General features: G+C 45.0%; 8 protein-coding genes. 7 read left to right on the plus strand and 1 reads right to left on the minus strand.

What is annotated here, in order from left to right:
- Positions 1-9: 9 nt before the first annotated feature.
- Positions 10-2,421, minus strand: coding sequence for a glycoside hydrolase family 127 protein (locus tag ACFQ21_RS20340; protein WP_377581864.1), 2,412 nt, complete (start codon positions 2,419-2,421; stop codon positions 10-12).
- A 383-nt stretch (positions 2,422-2,804) separates the two neighbouring features.
- Between ACFQ21_RS20340 and ACFQ21_RS20345 the strand changes: the two genes are divergently transcribed.
- From ACFQ21_RS20345 to ACFQ21_RS20375, 7 genes are all read left to right on the plus strand, one after another.
- Positions 2,805-6,866, plus strand: coding sequence for a hybrid sensor histidine kinase/response regulator transcription factor (locus ACFQ21_RS20345; protein WP_377581867.1), 4,062 nt, complete (start codon positions 2,805-2,807; stop codon positions 6,864-6,866).
- A 334-nt stretch (positions 6,867-7,200) separates the two neighbouring features.
- Positions 7,201-10,308, plus strand: a complete 3,108-nt coding sequence (locus tag ACFQ21_RS20350) for a SusC/RagA family TonB-linked outer membrane protein (protein ID WP_377581870.1) — start codon at positions 7,201-7,203, stop codon at positions 10,306-10,308.
- Positions 10,309-10,318: 10 nt separating this feature from the next.
- A complete protein-coding gene (locus ACFQ21_RS20355; RefSeq protein WP_377581872.1) occupies positions 10,319-12,283 on the plus strand; it encodes a RagB/SusD family nutrient uptake outer membrane protein in 1,965 nt (654 codons plus the stop codon).
- Between the two features lie 125 nt (positions 12,284-12,408).
- Positions 12,409-14,115: a glycoside hydrolase family 43 protein gene (locus ACFQ21_RS20360; RefSeq protein WP_377581875.1), complete on the plus strand. Its 1,707-nt coding sequence runs from the start codon at positions 12,409-12,411 to the stop codon at positions 14,113-14,115.
- Between the two features lie 148 nt (positions 14,116-14,263).
- Complete coding sequence (locus tag ACFQ21_RS20365) at positions 14,264-15,778, plus strand: glycoside hydrolase family 43 protein (RefSeq protein WP_377582053.1); 1,515 nt, start codon at positions 14,264-14,266, stop codon at positions 15,776-15,778.
- Positions 15,779-15,889: 111 nt separating this feature from the next.
- Positions 15,890-16,771 carry a LacI family DNA-binding transcriptional regulator gene (locus tag ACFQ21_RS20370; RefSeq protein ID WP_377581878.1) on the plus strand — a complete coding sequence of 294 codons (882 nt, stop codon included), beginning with the start codon at positions 15,890-15,892 and terminating at the stop codon, positions 16,769-16,771.
- Between the two features lie 477 nt (positions 16,772-17,248).
- Positions 17,249-18,661 carry a tagaturonate reductase gene (locus ACFQ21_RS20375; protein WP_377581881.1) on the plus strand — a complete coding sequence of 471 codons (1,413 nt, stop codon included), beginning with the start codon at positions 17,249-17,251 and terminating at the stop codon, positions 18,659-18,661.
- Positions 18,662-18,724: the final 63 nt, after the last annotated feature.

Below are 18,724 nucleotides of genomic sequence, written 5' to 3' on the forward strand. Positions count from 1 at the left end.
TGATGTTAACTATTCTTTCCGAAGCAATCGAACATAATAAACTGATCCGGCTGTATTCTGCGGCAGCGCCTGGAATTTGACCCGCACATTCTTTTTGCCTTTGGTCATGGCATCAGGAATCGGGTATTCTGTATCAATGAAATTCGATTGATTCCATCGGCCTGTGTTATCTTCGGTAATCAACTTTTGGTCATCGATGTATATATCAAATTTTCTGCTTCCCCACTCAGAACCCCAGTATCTAACCATTAAGCTCAGTCCTGTTTCTCCTCCGGTAGTCAGGTTGTAACTGAAATAACCTCCACCTTTTGCATCCCTCCAAAATTCATTCAAATGATTTCCGGTAGTTGAATTTTCTTTTTGCATAGCATGATCAACTTCCGGTTGCTGTTCACCCGGAGCCACAAAGTCAAGCGTGCGTTTTTGCAGAGCCAGTTTTTTCTTTTCGACTAAAGCGATGGAATCGAGATAGGACTGATATTGTTTCGTACTCAGGGCCATCCAGTATATCATATACCGGGCGTCATGTATTTTGTAGAATGGCTCCAGTACAAGGTTAGAAGAATTGATCATCTTTACCGAGGGAAACGTAAATTTAAGTGGTTTATCTTTTACAGGAATTAACTGCGTAATCCTGGTTTGATCATCTTCTACGAGAATAGGTGCCTTATCCAGCGGAAGACGTTCGCCATTGGCTATATGTCCCCAACGGCTGTCATCGGCTACTATGCCATTTAAGTTTTCCGTTCCGGTTTTTGCGCCCAGTAAAATTGGCCCGTGAAGAATTGCAATGTAGGCAGGGAGATGAGGAAGGTGTTCAATGGTATTCTGCATGGGCAATGATACCTTCACTATATCACCTTTCTTCCATTGACGATCTATCGCTATATAGGATGAAGGATGCGCTGAATGTTGAACGCTTTTACCATTGACAGAAACAATCAGATCGCCTTCCTTTACCCAGGAAGGGTAACGCACCATGAGAGTAAAACGTGAAGCTCCGTCAACCACGCTGAACGTAGTTTGTTCTTCATTTGGAAACGATGTTTTCTGAACGATCTTTATTTTTTTTTCACGCCAGTTTAATTGCGATGCAACGAAAAGATTTACGAACAGAGAATCGTTGCTTTGAGTATAAATAAACTGGTTGTACTTACTGTGATTTTCCATACCACTGCCAACACAACACCACATTGCCTGGTTGGGCGATGAATATACTCTGTAATGTTGTGGTCTTGCAGGTGTGAAGTATACATAACCGCCATGCTGCGGATGTTGCGTTGAAAGTATATGGTTGAATAAGGCTCGTTCATAAAAGTCAACATACCCCGCGTTCGGATTTGTCCTGAACAAATGCTCCGTTAATTTCAGCATGTTGTAAGTGTTGCATGTCTCAGGACCTTCAACATCATTTACAAAGTCACTCGATGCAGCTACCGAAGGAAAGAATTCTCTTCTGCTGTTTCCGCCAAACGCAAGGCTGCGATTGGTGGTAACGGTTTCCCAAAAGAAGTTGCCTGCCTTTGCATAGTTGTTATCGTTCGTCACTTCTGCTATACGCTGAAACCCGACAGCTTTAGGCACTTGTGTATTGGCATGTTTGTTATCAAGATTATCTTTTGAAGTGCTCATGGCATGGAGCAACATGTTGTGCGAAAACCTTTTAGCAGCTGTTATATACTTTTCATCTTTGGTGATCTGATAAGCATCGGCAAAAATTTCGTTCATGCCGCCATGCTCCACATCTAGCATGACCTGCATTTGCTCATCGCTCAGGTTATCGGTTATACGAACGGCCCAATCGCAGAACTTTAAAAATATATCTTTCGCTTCTTCGTTGTTGCCATACAGCCAGGCGTCACGGAGGCCAGCATACATTTTATGCACATTGTACCACGGTACCCATGCATTGCGATATTCGCGAAAATCTCCGTTCTTAAATGTAGACCAGATGGCTTTACTTTTTGGAACACCACCCACGTAGCCTTTGCCCCAGTCCGTATCATTCTTGTTATTAGCTTGCTGACACGTGGCAAGTTCAGCAACCATATAGTCCATTCTCTTTTTACACTCGGTATTGCCAGTGGATGCATAGGTCATGGCCAATGCAGATAAGTAATGGCCGCCTACATGACCGTCTAGTCCGTCCCAATTGCTATAGCTTTTAGCGGTCTCCGGAAGACCTGCTTCTTTACGAAAGGGAGCTAGCAAGCGATCAACATCATATTGTAGAAGCGTTTTTGTATTTAAGTCCTGCGCCTTTTTAAAAGGGCCATCCAGCAGTAAGACTTCACTTAAAGGAAATGTGTTTTCATATAGCTTTGATTGCGCCTGAACATGCCTGGATGCCAGGCCGGTCAAAAAATGCGCGAGCAGAATAAAGACAAGGAATCTAATCGTGGTGCGTTTGTTCCGGTTCATTTCATCGGGATTTTCAAGTCTCCTAAGAAGAGATTGTATTTGAATATATTAGTGTTTTTTGTACACTTAAAATAAAGGTAACGTATTAAATATGGTCAGTCAATTGTAATTGTATATAATACATTTATTTTTACACAACCGATTGCAAAAGCTTAGGAAACGAGTGAAGAGAAGACTTTCTCTCATTAAGGTTTTGTATGAATGGCGCTGGATTGAGAGAACCAGAACCGGGTATTTATGCAACCAAAAATCAATTGGTTGCCACGGGCTAGCGATCACAAACACGCATGAATGTAACTTGGCGTAATATCAAAAAAACGTGTTATTGTAAGGGCATCAGTAAGGTATTTTGGTGTCGTGTGTTGCCTGTAATTTTGTTTTTCATGTGCTGTTCTCTACGCAGCTATACTCAGCCTGTTGTCTTTACTCCCGTTGCCCCAGAGGCAATTTCAAATTCATTCGTGCGCTGCTTCTTCAAAGACAGCCGGGGATTCATGTGGTTTGGTCTGGCAGATGGATTGATCCGGTATGATGGAACAAACGCATATCGATACGAGCATAATCCTCTCGACAAAGCCAGCCTTTGCCATAATAGTATTAACGTCATCGTGGAGGATGACAGACAAAGACTCTGGATCGGTACGGCTTTTGGACTCTGTATATACGATCCTGAGAAAGATCATTTTGTCAATGTCGATTCTTTGCCATCGAATAAAAATCATCTCAACAATAGTTTCATCACGGCATTGTCGTTTGATTTGAAACGAAGACTTTGGATCGGTACGCACGGAGGAGGAGTAAATATATATGATCCCGAAGCGCACATTTTCATGTACCTCCATGATCCTGCCGTTGGCAAGGCTTCATCACCAAGAAACTATATTAACAGCATGCTCCGGGTCGATGATCAAATGTTGTGTGCTACCAAAGGTGGACTCAAGCTTTTCAATACAACAAAAACTATATCAGTACCTTTAACTTTTGCTGGTGAAGGTTTGCCGATACGACAGCTTACTCAGCTCGTTCCGGACAAAGCAGGTAACATATGGGTTACCAGTGTAAATGGAGAAATTTTTAAGCTCGTTCCGGCAAATGGGTACTATACTGTAAACCAGATATTCTCGGGCTCCCAAAAGTTTGGTGCCAGTTGGAATAACATCGTGGCCTTAAACATTGATCGAAAAGGTAATCTATGGATCAGTGGCGAGCATGCTGGTTTGAATTACCTGAACACAACTTCCGGAGCGTTAACACAATATCTTGCTGAAGAAGGTAATCCCACGGTATTGCCAACGAATTCCATACGGTCTGTTTACATTGATGACACAGGATTAACGTGGATCGGAACATTTGATCGAGGCGCTTACTTAATAGACAGTCAGGCGGGGAAGTTCAACCCTGTCTATAGTTCGGCAACGGACCTGGCAGGCAAGCGTGTGAAATGTTTTACAGAAGATCACCAAGGCAACGTATGGCTGGGAATTGAAGGCGTGGGGTTGGCCAGAATTGATAGCAGAACGCGTACGCTTCAAAAGTGCACAAGCATAAACCAGCGGCTAACGAATAAGTTTTTGACCGCTCTTATTTGTGACCGAAACGGCAACCTTTGGATCGGCACTGGCGGACACGGTGTATCCAAGCTAAACCTTAACACACAGGAACTCACCAGTTACTTCCTGCAGTCCGGTGGGTTTGGTGAGAATAAGGCGTCCTGCTTGTACGAGGATAAGCGCGGTATAATTTGGGCTGGCTCAGCAGGAAGCGGACTTTTCTATTTCGATGAGATCGGGAAGCGCTTTGTTGTGTTGAGCGAACAAATGAAACCCAATTATATTACGCGTACATCCTATGTTAGCAGTGTTGCAGAAGACTCGGATGGGATTTTATGGATCGGTACCATGTACGGCTTATATGCGCTGACAAAGGAACATGACCATGCCTATATATACCAATGGTTCATTCAAACAGAAGAGTCCGGTAGCCTTAGCAGCAGTGCCATACAGAGCTTGTACGAAGATCATAAGAAGAACCTATGGATCGGCACCACCGACAACGGGCTAAATGTGAAAGTATCCGGTGAGGATAAGTTTAAGCATTATGGAAAAGCGGATGGCCTTGCCAGCAATACCATTCGGGCGATATTGGCAGATGCCTCCGGCAATCTATGGGTGAGTGCCAACACGGGGCTCTCCAAGTATGATCAGCACACCAGGCGTTTTATTAACTACTCCAGAAAGGATGGATTATCTTCGAACGACTTCTATCCCAGCGCCTGTCTTCGCAGTAGTACCGGGCAACTTTTCTTTGGCAACAACAATGGATTCAATGCTTTTTATCCGGATAGCATACGAAATACCGGTGGCAAACCGAAGGTATATTTAGCGGATATAAAAATCAACAATCAGGCTGTTGCCATCGGAGTACCGGGTTCACCCATAACCAGACATATCAGCCTGACTTCCGATATAGCATTATCTTACGAACAGCGATCGTTCATCATTGACTTTGCGGCTATACAATTTGGCCCTTCCGCAAGACAGAACTATGCCTATAAGCTTGAGGGGTTTGATACGGATTGGCATTACACCGGTACCAATCACCAGGCAACCTATACAAACCTGGATCCAGGACATTATACATTTTTAGCAAAAGCATCTCAAAGTGACGGCACATGGAACGAAGTTCCTACACAACTGGAAATCACCATTCGCCAGGCACCGTGGAAGACAGCGTGGGCTATATGCCTCTACATAATGCTCATTGCTGCCATGATCTTTTTTGCAATTAAAATCCGGATAGACCGTGTGAGCATGAAGAATCAACTGGCGCTTGAGAGACTGGCCCGCGAACAGGAGCATGAACTAAGCGAATCCAAGACACAATTTTTTACCAACATCTCCCATGAATTCAGAACTCCACTGAGTCTCATCCTGATGCCGCTTGAAAGCCTGATCAGCAGCCAGCAGGTCTCTTCGTCTGTGAAGGAGCGCGTTAACACTGCCTACAAGAATGCAAACAAGATGATGTCATTGGTTAATGAGCTGATGGACTTCAATAAAATCGAAAGCGGTAGTTTAAAACTTAATCCCCGGCATGGAGAGCTCATAGAGTTTATTACCAGCGTTGCATCCTTGTTCAGGGATATTGCTGACAAAAGAAATATCACGTTTTCAGTTCGCACGCAGTTAACGTCCCTGAAGGGTTGGTTCGACCGCGACAAACTCGAACGGATGCTGGTGAATGTTCTTTCCAACGCATTCAAATTCACAGCCGATGGCGGCCAGATCACGGTAATCGTTAACGCGAACTTCACTTCTGTTTCACAGACTATACCTGCTGCCCGATGTCTGGAGCTCGTGATTGTTGATAACGGAATCGGAATGTCTTCCGAAGAGTTACCGCGTATCTTCGATAAATTTTATCAGGCTAAGTCCGCTTCTAAAGTTACCAACCCCGGAACCGGCATCGGACTTTCATTGACAAGAGCACTTGTTGCATTACATCGCGGAACCATTACGGCTGAAAGTTTGCCCGACAAAGAGACAAAGTTCATCATTACCCTGCCTATCGACTGCGCCGTGTACGATGTCGTGGCTTCTGAAGAAATGCCGGAGGATGTTGTTGGCTCACCAGAAGAGTCGGTTACCAAAAGCCGGCATTTTGCAGCCGTTGATGCGGGCAGTAAAGATCAGTATGAAGTACTCGTGGTAGAGGACAATGAAGAACTGCGGGAATATATAGCAGCAGAGCTTGGTCAGGAATTCAAAGTATGGCAGGCCCGAAACGGACAGGAGGGAGCCCACATGGCCATTGAAAAAACTCCTGACTTGATTATTAGTGATATCTTGATGTCACAGAAATCCGGAATTGAGCTTTGCAGGGAAATGAAAAGCAATATCAAGACCAGCCATATTCCGTTCATTTTGCTTACTGCAAGGGCTACTGTTGAAGACCAGATTACGGGAATCGAATCGGGCGCTGATGTCTACATAACCAAACCGTTTAGCGTCCGCTTTCTATTGACACATGTGCGGAACTTGATTGAGTCGCGACAAAAACTCTATTCACATTTTAGCCAGGATGTATACCTGATGCCATCGAAAGTTACGGGCAATGAAATTGACCAGGCGTTTTTGCAGCGGGCTGTTGACTATATTGTTGAGCACATCCAGGATGCCCAGCTTGGGGTTGACTCTATCGCAGAACTCTTCAGTCTCAGTCGCGTACAGGTGTACCGAAAGATCAAAGCACTTACTGGTAAAACTGCTGTTGAATTTATAAGAACTGTCCGGCTCAAACAGGCCCTCAAGTTGATGGAGACAAAACAATATACTCTCTCTGAAATTGCATACCTGACCGGTTTCAACTCTGCTTCCTATTTTACGCGCAGCTTTAAGGATGAGTACGGTAAGGCTCCCTCTGAATACCTCGATATCGCAAGTTGATATCCGGTGCTGGCCCACTCACCATCCCGCTAATTTTTATCTATCCACGTTCGTTTCCATTCCTTTTTTCAACCGATTGCATTCTCCGCGAAATTTTGAAAGCCGTTTTTGCCTCAAAATCGCAGTTTTTTACAGCACGATTTAAAATTAAAAGAGATTGTCGATTTCGTGAAAGGTGTTTTCCCGCCTAATGCAAGAGATTGGTTCAACCGTTTGCGCTGATCCGGCCGGCCTTATTGTTCATCGCAAACGCAAAGCTTCTCCGAGTTCGGAACCGAATGATGTTGGTACCAACCCGGTAGCCCTTGCAGTTCAACAACTCAAACCCAATTCTATGAAAAGAGGAATTCTACAAATCATTTTTATTGGTGCATGCCCGCGGTATCGCCCGATAGCCTGGCTGATATTATTAATGGGTGTCGCTGCCACCAGCGCGTACGCTCAAACTACCGTGCGAGGTAGAATTGTCGATGAGACGGGTAACAGCCTTCCAGGCGTTAATGTCTTGCTTAAAGGAACAACTACAGGTACCACCAGTGATGCAAACGGAGGATATAGTCTTCAGGTGCCTGGTGAAGACGCTGTTCTGGTGTTCTCTTTCATTGGCTATACTGTAGTGGAGGAAACAACCGGAAACCGGAACGTTATTGATGTTACGCTCCTGCCAAACATTCAATCTCTTACGGAAGTGGTCGTTGTTGGTTACGGAACGCAGCGGCAGGAGGCGGTCACCGGATCGGTGGTGTCCATGAGTGGAAATACGCTTCGTGATATGCCGTCCCCGAATATCTCGCAGGCGTTGCAAGGACGCGCGGTGGGAGTGGATATTTCTCAGACTTCTACCAAACCCGGTACAGCGATGCAAATCCGCGTGCGCGGAACGCGTTCCCTGCTTGCCAGTAATGATCCCTTAATCGTACTGGACGGTATTCCATTTGCCGGATCTATTAACGATATCGATCCCAATAGCATCAAGAGTATAGATATTCTTAAGGACGCTTCCGCCACGGCAATTTACGGATCGCGTGGCGCCAATGGCGTGCTGCTGATTACAACCAACCGCGGTGCAAAAGGGCAGAAAGCACAGGTTTCCTACAATGGCTATCATGGTGTTAAGACAGTGTTTGCAAAGTATCCCATGATGAGTGGGCCAGAGTTCGCAGCCTTACGCGCAGCAAGTGCCCAGAAGTTTAACAACACCCTTGATGAATCGAACGATGTTGATACGGACTGGCAGGACATGATCTATAAAAGCGCCATGGTGACCAGCCACGATCTTGGCGTATCCGGTGGAACAGAAAAAGGTACGTACTATTTCGGAGCAGGGTACTTCCGCGATGAAGCCGTTGTGCCCCTGCAAAACTTCACACGCTATTCCATGCGCTTCTCTCTTGATCAGGAAATCAACAGGTATATCCGCATTGGCATTAACTCCAATTCCAATTATTCCATTACCAATGGAGACAACGTACCGGCAGTTGGCATGGCGCTGGGAAGATCTCCTATTGCCAATCCTTACAACGCTGACGGCACCATGAAAGAAATTATCCAGGAGTCTACATCAGGAGCTCAGTGGGTGCCTTCGCGGGAGCGATTTGAAAGTTTGGGAGATAAGTATATAGATAGAACGAGAGTCTATGGTACCTACAATACAGTATATACAGAGATAGGGATTCCGGGCGTGGAGGGATTAAAGTATCGCCTCAATGTGGGGCTGAACATGCGACAAAGTAACTATGGCAATTACACCGGAGAAGGCGTGTTTAGTGGCGTGCCCACAACACCATCTACCGCAGCCATCAGTAGCACCCTGATGACCAATTGGGCTGTTGAAAACCTGCTGACCTATGATCGCAGCTTCGGTAAACATGAAGTGAATGCTGTCCTCTTATACTCTGCACAACAGGAAACTTCGAATACGTCCCGCGTGACAGCACGGGATATTCCTGCAGACCAGTTCCAATTCTATAACCTCGGACGTGCCGATGGTGTGATTACTGTGAACCCCGCGGACCAAAGCTACACGCAGTGGGGCTTACTCTCCTATATGGGCCGCGTGATGTACTCCTACGATGAACGCTATATGCTTAGCGCGACATTCCGGTCCGATGGTTCCTCGCGACTTGCATCCGGGCATAAGTGGCATACGTATCCTGCTGTTTCTGTAGGATGGAATATCTCCCGCGAACAATTCATGACCGACATCAGCCAGATAAATCTTCTCAAACTCCGAGTTGGTTATGGCCAGACTTCCAATCAGTCTGTAAATCCCTACCAGACATTGGGTCTGTTGAGTACGCGGCCTTATAATTTCGGAGATGATATATACTCTACGGGCTTCACAGTTTCACAACTACCCAATGCACAACTGGGCTGGGAGTATTCACAGACATTCAACTACGGATTAGACTTTAAAGCATTTGATAACCGCTTGTCGGGTACAATAGAATACTATGTACAGGATACAAAGGACGTTCTGTTACCGGTGGGGCTTCCTTCAACTTCGGGTGTGAGCAACATCACTGCCAACATGGGCCAGACCCAGAATAAAGGTATCGAGATAACCCTGAACGGTACAATCATTGACAACCTCAACGGCTGGAGCTGGGACCTGGGATTCAACCTGTATGCTAACCGAAATAAGCTTGTATCACTTGCATCAGGTCAACTTCGGGATGAAGGCAACTGGTGGTTTGTAGGTCATCCGATTGATGTGATTTATGATTATGAGAAAGTCGGTCTGTGGCAGGAAGGAGATCCTTACCTCAACATCCTTGAACCAGGCTCTGCCAGCAAGCCCGGCATGATCAAAGTAAAATATACCGGAGCATACAATGCTGATGGCACTCCCGTAAGAGCTATTAACGCTGAAGATAGACAAATTATGAATATACAGCCCAAGTTCCAGGGAGGCTTCAATACTCGTGTTGCCTATAAGGGAATTGATTTAAGTATAGTGGGCACGTTTAAGAACGGTGGTATACTTAACAGTACGTTGTACGGATCAGCAGGCTATCTCAATAACCTGAACTCTCGGGCAGGAAACAATGTGAGGGTAGATTACTGGACTCCTGAGAACACCGGAGCTAAATATCCGGCTCCTGGTGGTGTCGGTGGAGACAACCCGAAATATGGAAGCACGCTCGGATACTTTGATGCATCATATTTGAAAATTCGCACCATCACGCTTGGATACAACGTGTCAAAGCCGCTGCTGGCAAAGGCTGGAATTTCCAATGTACGGGTATATATAGCGGTGCAGAATCCATTTGTGATGTTCTCGCCTTATCATGATGAGTCCGGTATGGATCCTGAAACCAATTCGTTCGGGAATGAAAATGCAGCAGTGCCATATTCTGCCAACCTGAGAAGAATACTCACTGTGGGCACCAACACGCCTTCAACTCGTAATTACTTGCTTGGTCTCAATTTGACATTTTAAAAAACTTACCATGAAACGTATACCTATAGCATTTGTTAAAGGAGCAGTCTTGATGATGGCTCTTTTAGTAGGATGTACCGATATATTGAACGAAAAGCCACGTGCCATTTATACACCCGAATATTTCAAAACTGAAAATGGAGTATATGGTGGACTTACAGGTATGTATGCTCATTTGCGCTATATATTTGGTAACGCATACTTTTACAATTCAACCCTGACAGGTACCGATGAAGCAACGTGGGGCGCTAGTGGCGCGGGTAGCGGCTTTCAGATTTTTGACCTCTCTGGTGCTGCGCCCATTACGCCTTCCAATAGCGATGCAAGCAACCTATGGTTCAATGCATTTCCAAACATCAATACAGCCAATGGTGTTATTGAAAATGCTTCGCAGGTCGGAATTTCAGAAGCGTTGATTTCAGAAGCAAGGTTCTTCCGGGCATTTGATTATTTCATGCTCGTTCAAACCTTCGGTGGTGTGCCGCTTGACTTGGGTGCCGGTGAATTGAAGTTTAACACTTCTGTTTCTCGCACGTCAAAACGCAACACAGTTCCGGAGGTATATACCAAAGTTATATTTCCAGATCTGCGCGTGGCAATCGAAAACTTGCCAGTGACAGGTCGTGTGAAAGGAGCGGTTACTCAAACTACAGCACGTCTATTCCTCGCCAAGGCTTACCTGACTTTTGGCTGGTGGCTGGAAAATACCAACGACATACCAACCTTCCCCGAGGCAGAGCGCATTGACCCCGATGGTCATAGTGCACAATGGTATTTCCAACAAGCATACGATGTTGCTACCGCGGCAATCAACGATCCGGGGCCCTATGGTTTAATGGACACTTACTATGATGTTAACCTGGGTGAGAATGATCGGAATAAAGAAATGCTGCTATATGCAGACCACACCGAGACAAGTGAACTCTACAATGGATCAAGTCTGAGTTACGGAAGTGGTGGAGATGCAGACAATTTTGCTGTTTGGATGTTGACGTGGGCCTATCCAAACATCACAAGTTCCAAGACAGATTGGAGTGCACCTCAGACGGTAAACCCGGTGCAGCGTGAGGCGGCACAGGGTCTGGGACGTCCATGGGTTCGGATGGCACCACCACACGGGATATTCAAAAATACATTTGCCGACAAGACAAACGATTCTCGCTATGATGGAACGTTCGCCACGGTATACCGCGGCAATTGGCCGAAAGCCGGTGTCACTAATGCGTTCTTATACAACGCCAATAATATGCAGGTTACTCCTGGCGATCCCATCCTGACTTTCCTGGATGAAGATCCTGCCACATCCGTTGACTATTCTAATTCAGTTTACAAAAGTAGTGTAGGCGCAGGAGTACTACCGGGCAGAGCGGATTACGTGGTAGCACCCAGTGGCATAAGCAGGTTGGTATATCCAGGTCTCTGGAAGCTGGGCACTTATCGTACTGATAACGGTGCAGGATTGGGGCAACCCAATGCAGCTAATACGCGACCGTTTAATATTGCAAAGTTTTCTGAACTATATTTTGTAGCAGCTGAGGCCGCAGTGAAAGGTGCTGCTACAACGGCCGGGCTAAGCGCGCGTGACCTTATCAATGTGATACGCGCGCGCGCAGGAAAGTGGCGTTGGGACAACAACGGTAACGTTGAGAAGGTTGAAGATAACAGCGCAGCCATGACTGCAGCAACGCCTGCTGTCATTGATATAGACTATATATTGGCAGAACGATCTCGCGAGTATTTCGGTGAAGGTTACCGATGGTATGATCTGGTACGTACACAGAAATGGAATGAGCTTGCTGCGACCTATACCATTAGTGGCCCTGGTGTAGGTGATCATACACCGGTGACTGTTACAAGAACCATTGAGAAGTTTCATTATCTGCGGCCCGTGCCTCAGGGGCAACTTGACAACATGAACATGACTGCTGATGAAAAGAATGCGTATCAAAATCCTGGCTATCGTACTACCGATTAAGCCTGGCGCAAAAGAACCTACACTTTGAGATTCTGGGTAAAGTGAGGCAGGGTCGCTCGGTATACCGAGTGGCCCTATATTTTGTATCATTCCATCAGACACACCATGAACATGACTTATCAAATATGACAAAACAGCTAACGATACTCTTTACTTTCTTTTGTGTTCAACTTACACATAGTCAAAATCTTCAGAGCACTTCGACTGATCTGAAACGTGCATCAAAGTCCACCATTATAGTCAACCCTGTACTGGCTGGTTTTTATCCCGATCCAAGTGTATTGAAGGTTGGCTCTGATTACTATCTCATCAACTCCACGTTTGCTTACTTTCCAGGTATTCCGGTTTTTCACAGCAAAGACTTAAAAAACTGGAAACAGATCGGCAACGTCATCAGTCGTCCATCACAAATGAATTTTATGGGGCATCGCATGACTCGCGGATTATTTGCTCCGGCTATCGACTATTATAATGGTATATATTATGTTACCTGTACCCTGATTGATCGCGGAGGAAATTTTGTGGTCACAGCCAAGAATCCCGCTGGGCCCTGGAGTGATCCGGTGTGGTTGCCTGAAGTTAAAGGTATAGATCCTTCGCTATATTTTGATGACGGCAAAGCCTATATAGTTTACAACAGCGATGCTCCTGACAATAAACCGCTATATCCCGGTCATCGCACGATTCGGATGTATGAATTTGATCATACGAGTTTGAAGGTGACTGGAAAAGAACAAATTCTGGTGAATGGGGGAGTGGACTTAAATAAAAAGCCAGTATGGATTGAAGGCCCGCATTTTATAAAAAGGAATGGCTGGTATTATCTGTATGCAGCGGAAGGAGGCACTTCCGTGAATCACTCCCAGGTAGTCTTCCGATCACGGTCGATGCAAGGACCATTTGTTCCCTATGAACTCAATCCGATCCTCACGCAACGTGATCTGCCGCATGATCGGAAACATCCCGTTACTTCAGCCGGGCACGCCCAGTTTGTAGAGGGGCCTGATGGTAATACCTACGCTATATTTCTCGCGGTGCGACCGTATGCTGGTGATTTTTACAATACGGGAAGAGAGACATTTATAGCCCCTGTAAGGTGGAGAGATGACTGGCCCGTGGTAGATCTGCAGGGCAAGGAAGTCCGATACTATTACGAGGTGCCCTATGCCGAAGTAAAGCAAAAAGATACACGGCCGCAGAGTGGAAATTTTGAACACGAGATGCTTTTCAATAAGCAGCTTGACCCTTCCATGTTGTTTTTGAGAACCTGCGATAGTACTCGCTTTCGCTTAGACCCAAATATAGGGCTTGTCCTGAAACTTGCGCCTGAAACTTGTATGGAATCCGGTCACGCATCCTTTATAGGAAAACGTCAGCAGCATCTGTATTGTCAAACTGAAACTGAAGTTACCTTCCCGGCAAAGGCAGACAACGAAAAAGCAGGACTAATAATTTTCCAGGATGAAAAGCATTTCTATTATCTGTGTAAATCGACAGAGCAAGGAAAGCCTTTCGTTCAACTTTATAAAAGTAATCCCGAAGCAGAGCGAATGGACTTACTTACGCAAGTGTCACTCGATGATGGTGTTAGTCCCGTGAAATTTCGCATCGATGCGCGTGGTAATTTCTACGACTTCTACTTCGCATCAAAGTCGCGCCAGTGGACATTGGTGAAAGATAACCTTGATGCCACATTTCTGAGTACACGGGTTGCAGGTGGATTCATCGGATGTGTATTTGCGATGTATGCTACATCATCTGGAAAGCCAACGACAAATGAAGCTGTTTTTAAGAACCTGTATTATCGTGGCAACGATCCGATGTATAAATAGGGTATATATACTATAATTAGGTAAAAGTATTAACAATTCAATCGCCAGATTATAACATGAAGATGTATATATGAAAGCCTGTTTAAAAGAGTTTAGTGCCAGACTGGTGCTGACTGTCAATATTATTTTTTGTCTTGGCTTCATTACAATGTCATCAGCTCAAGACACACATGCTCGTAACCCGATCATTTTTGCAGATGTTCCGGATATGTCTATCGTGCGTGTAGCCGATGCATACTATATGAGTAGTACCACCATGCACATGATGCCGGGTGTGCCGATCATGAAATCCAACGATCTTGTGAACTGGCGCCTGGTGAGCTATGCGTATGATACACTTGCAAACATTGATGAACTAAATCTGACCAACGGCAAAAGCGCTTATGGACGCGGTTCGTGGGCCAGCAGTATACGGTATCACCAGGGAGTATATTATGTAAGTACATTTGCACAGACTACCGGCAGGACCTATATATATAGTACAGACGATATTGAGGCAGGAAAGTGGAAGGTAGTTTCTTTTTCTCCGGCTTATCACGACCACTCGTTGTTCTTTGACGATGACGGGAAGACCTATATGCTCTATGGTTCAGGAACAATAAAGCTCGTGGAGCTTAACGCAGATGCATCCGGAAAAAAGCCCGGTGCTTCTGAAACCGTAATCATCAGCAATGCAAGTGCACCGGCAGGAAACAATATAGGCTTACCTGCCGAGGGATCGCAATTGTTTAAAGTGAATGGCAAATACTACCTGTTTAATATAGCCTGGCCCAGGGAGGGTATGCGTACCGTTATTGTACACCGTGCCGATAAAATAACCGGACCGTACGAAGGTCGCGTAGTGTTACAGGACAAGGGTGTGGCGCAAGGTGGAGTAATCGATTCTCCGGATGGAAGTTGGTATGCATACTTGTTCCGTGACTATGGCGCGGTGGGCAGAATTCCTTATCTCGTCCCTGTGTCGTGGAGCGAAGGTTGGCCCGTGTTGGGTGATGATGGAAAGGTTCCTGATATACTTGCCCTGCCTCCGGGTCAAGGGTATATCCCCGGTATAGTTGCCCCGGATGAATTTTCTCGAAAGAAGGGTGATCGTATGCTGCCGTTAGCGTGGCAATGGAATCACCATCCGGATAATAAACACTGGTCCCTGTCAGCACGACCCGGGCATCTGCGCCTTACAACGGCCCGTATAGATACTAGTTTTTTACTTGCGCGCAATACACTCACACAGCGAACCATCGGACCGCAATGTATAGCCGAAACATTCATCGATGTGACGCACATGAAGGAAGGTGATTTTGCCGGGTTAGCATTACTGCAAAGTAAATATGGACAGGTTGGTGTGAGAAAGGGGCCCAACGGAACGAAACATATTGTAATGGTAACAGCTGAATCCGGCAGACCGGTTGAAATAGCATCGGTGCCCTTCGTTAAAAATACTATATATCTAAAGACTCAATGTGACTTTACGGAACGAAAGGATATAGCAAGTTTTTTCTATAGCATAGATGGTATCACGTGGACACCCATAGGTTCTACGCTACGAATGGCATATACTATACCGCATTTTATGGGCTATAGATTTGCATTGTTTAACTACGCTTCCCAATATACCGGTGGCTTTGTTGACTTTGACTTCTTCCGCATCAACACTCCAAAGTGATATTAGATAAGTTTTTTTCGCACGTTTCGTACGCGAGGACTTCTGTTGATTTAGCAAAGCTCCGTTAAATGCCCGACAGGCTATATATAGTAACAAGTAATGTGAAAAAAAATGCAGGCAAAAAATGAGGTAACAATCTATGACATTGCAGCGGCCTTAGGTATATCGTCTTCTACGGTGAGCCGCGCATTGAGCGGAGTTCCCCTGGTACACAAAGAGACGCGCAAAAGGATTCTGGCAACCGCCAGACAAATGGGATACAGGCAAAACGTCTTTGCCAGCAGGTTGAGAAGCCAGCATACAGGAATGCTGGGCGCAGTGGTACATCGGTTAAACACAGCCATAGCTTCCTGCTTTATTTCAGCTGCTGAGCACGTGGCACGCAGAAACGGTTATAGCCTTATTGTAACACAAACACTGGAAGATGAAGTGGCATATAGCTCCGCGATCGAACATTTAAACCATCACAGGGTAGACGGAATACTGATCTGCAATACCGATAACAAATCCTTCGATCCCCCTATACTGCATCCTGGAAGTCCTGCTGTAATTATTGAAAGGGCAACATTACGAAAGGATGCAAATGAAACTGTAATTATAGCGCGCGAATTTGCCAGGTACCTTTTAGACAAAGGCTGTAAAAATATAGTTTTGACACCGGAGCACGCTAGTGTACCTGGTATCGAGGAGGCTTCCTTTGGATGTCAAGCCGCTCTTGCAGAAAATGAAAACCGTGACTGTCGTTTTACGATACAACCAAAAAGTAAATTATTGGGAGATGTAACCGTTGCGCCACGAAGCCCCGATGGTATTATATATATAGGCTCGGTACTTGCCATGTTATCTATACCCCATGATAAACCAGATAGGCATGTACATCGTATAGGTATATTCAATGATGTATCGGATATTTGTTCGGATAAATTTGCCTCCGTTGGTGATTTCGCTACGGAAATTCTACTTTCTTTAATGAAAAATACACTTCGCTCCTAAAATAGGTATACTGGAAATGGGTGAAGGCAGCATGTTTAACGTCTTGCTACAGTATATATTGGTTGCTCAATCATTCATTTTGTTCCCAGCCTTTTAAAGTCAGTTCGAATCTAAAAGTCGGATTTAGGAAAAACAAAGTCGGTTTGTGTCAATTGCAAAACTTTGTCGAAGCATAAATTTGCAACGGAACAACCAAACAACATTTTTTTAGTACCTGCATACGAGCAAGTCGAATACCGTGGAGGTGATGAATGCTACAAATTACTCTGGCAAGAAGAGAGGAAGTTTTTCCCGGCTGTAGTGTTAATTCGTCAATGACTAAATTTTTCCTATCGTAGTTTCTTCTTTCATCCTCTAACGTATTGTAATTACCAAAGTAAATTCCTGGTACGGGAATGTAGATGGTTTACGATGTCTTTTGATGTAGTAAAACACATAGCTCGATACAGGCAGAATGTTAAATTGAAAATCAATTAGATGAGTAATAGATTAACACGTACGACACTTAAAATAAATAGTCGCCCGATAAAAGTTATTCAATTCGGTAGCGGAAATTTCCTGCGGGGATTTGCAGACTACATGATCGACATCATGAACGACCTTACATCCTTTAATGGTAATGTCAGGATTATTCAATCGGTAAGTTCTTCGGACAATGCAATCAATCGACAGGACGGTTTATATCACGTACTGGTGAAGGGCTTAAGTAAAGGCGAAACAGTATCGGAGATCCGGTTAATTACGTGTGTTGAAGGAACCTTACAGGCCAATAATGACTTCGAAGGATTTGTTACACTCGCCAGTTTGCCTACAGTAGAATTTGTAATTTCCAATACAACCGAAAGTGGAATTACGTATATAGATGAACCATTTCGTGAGGATTCAATTTCTACAACTTTCCCCGGTAAGCTTACGCGTTTGCTGTGGGAACGCTTTAATAAAAAGCTTAAAGGAATAATTGTCATTCCCTGCGAGTTAATAGAGCGTAATGGTGATATGCTACGTGAAGTTGTATTGAAGTATGCATCATCCTGGCTTTTGTCGGATGATTTTAAACAGTGGATACGTGACGAAAATATTTTTTGTAATACGCTTGTTGACAGGATCGTTCCCGGATTTTCTTCAACAGTGGGAGAGGAAGTAAAGGAAAGAACCGGCTATAAAGATAACGCGGCCGTGATGGTGGAGCCATACTCATTTCTGGCTATACAAGCTCCGGATTTTGTGCGTGCGTTATTTCCCGCGGAGGTCGCTAACCTGCCGGTAAAGTTTGTAGAAGATATAAGTAACTATCGCCTGAGAAAAGTACGCATTCTCAATGGCGCGCATACTGCGATGATGGCCTATAGTTACCTGCGTGGATTCAGAACTGTACGGGAAGCATTGCACGATAAGGACATCGAACGGTTCGTGACAGCGCTTATTGACGAGGAGATCATTCCCACGTTGCCGCAGCCTGTTGATGAACTTAAATCCTTCTCAGTTGAAGTGATGGACCGTTTAAAAAATCCTTTCCTGGATCATCAGCTCTCTTCCATTGCTTTGAATTCAATTGATAAGTTCAATGTGCGATTACTGCCAACGCTTCTTGAGTATTTTAAACGAACCGGTAAAACACCTCCACGCATTGCACAAGCTTTGGCAGCATTAATCGTGTTCTATCGTGGACAATACCATGAGCAATCAATTCCGATACAAGACAATCAGGCAGTAAAAGAAATATTTCAAAATGCATGGCAGGCCGGCATTGAATCATCGTTGCCGGAACTTCTGGCAAATAAAACGCTTTGGAGAGGTAACAATCTTAATCTGCTGGTAGATTTCAAAGAGAGCGTGCAGAAAGGAATTGTTGCTTTACTGAATAGAGAAGGTATAACTAACAATGCATGAGATTAATGCAGTGCTGCCAAGGGAAAAAACGTGTTAATCTCTTCCTGTCGCTTACCTGCGTTC

It is taken from the genome of Ohtaekwangia kribbensis, from assembly GCF_042676245.1.
In the GTDB taxonomy this organism is placed as follows: domain Bacteria; phylum Bacteroidota; class Bacteroidia; order Cytophagales; family Cyclobacteriaceae; genus Ohtaekwangia; species Ohtaekwangia kribbensis.

Coding starts and splice junctions, on each gene's coding strand:
- ACFQ21_RS20340 (WP_377581864.1), bottom strand. CDS start 2,421: ATGAACCGGAACAAACGCACCACGATTAGATTCCTTGTCTTTATTCTG.
- ACFQ21_RS20345 (WP_377581867.1), top strand. CDS start 2,805: ATGTGCTGTTCTCTACGCAGCTATACTCAGCCTGTTGTCTTTACTCCC.
- ACFQ21_RS20350 (WP_377581870.1), top strand. CDS start 7,201: ATGAAAAGAGGAATTCTACAAATCATTTTTATTGGTGCATGCCCGCGG.
- ACFQ21_RS20355 (WP_377581872.1), top strand. CDS start 10,319: ATGAAACGTATACCTATAGCATTTGTTAAAGGAGCAGTCTTGATGATG.
- ACFQ21_RS20360 (WP_377581875.1), top strand. CDS start 12,409: ATGACAAAACAGCTAACGATACTCTTTACTTTCTTTTGTGTTCAACTT.
- ACFQ21_RS20365 (WP_377582053.1), top strand. CDS start 14,264: ATGTCATCAGCTCAAGACACACATGCTCGTAACCCGATCATTTTTGCA.
- ACFQ21_RS20370 (WP_377581878.1), top strand. CDS start 15,890: ATGCAGGCAAAAAATGAGGTAACAATCTATGACATTGCAGCGGCCTTA.
- ACFQ21_RS20375 (WP_377581881.1), top strand. CDS start 17,249: ATGAGTAATAGATTAACACGTACGACACTTAAAATAAATAGTCGCCCG.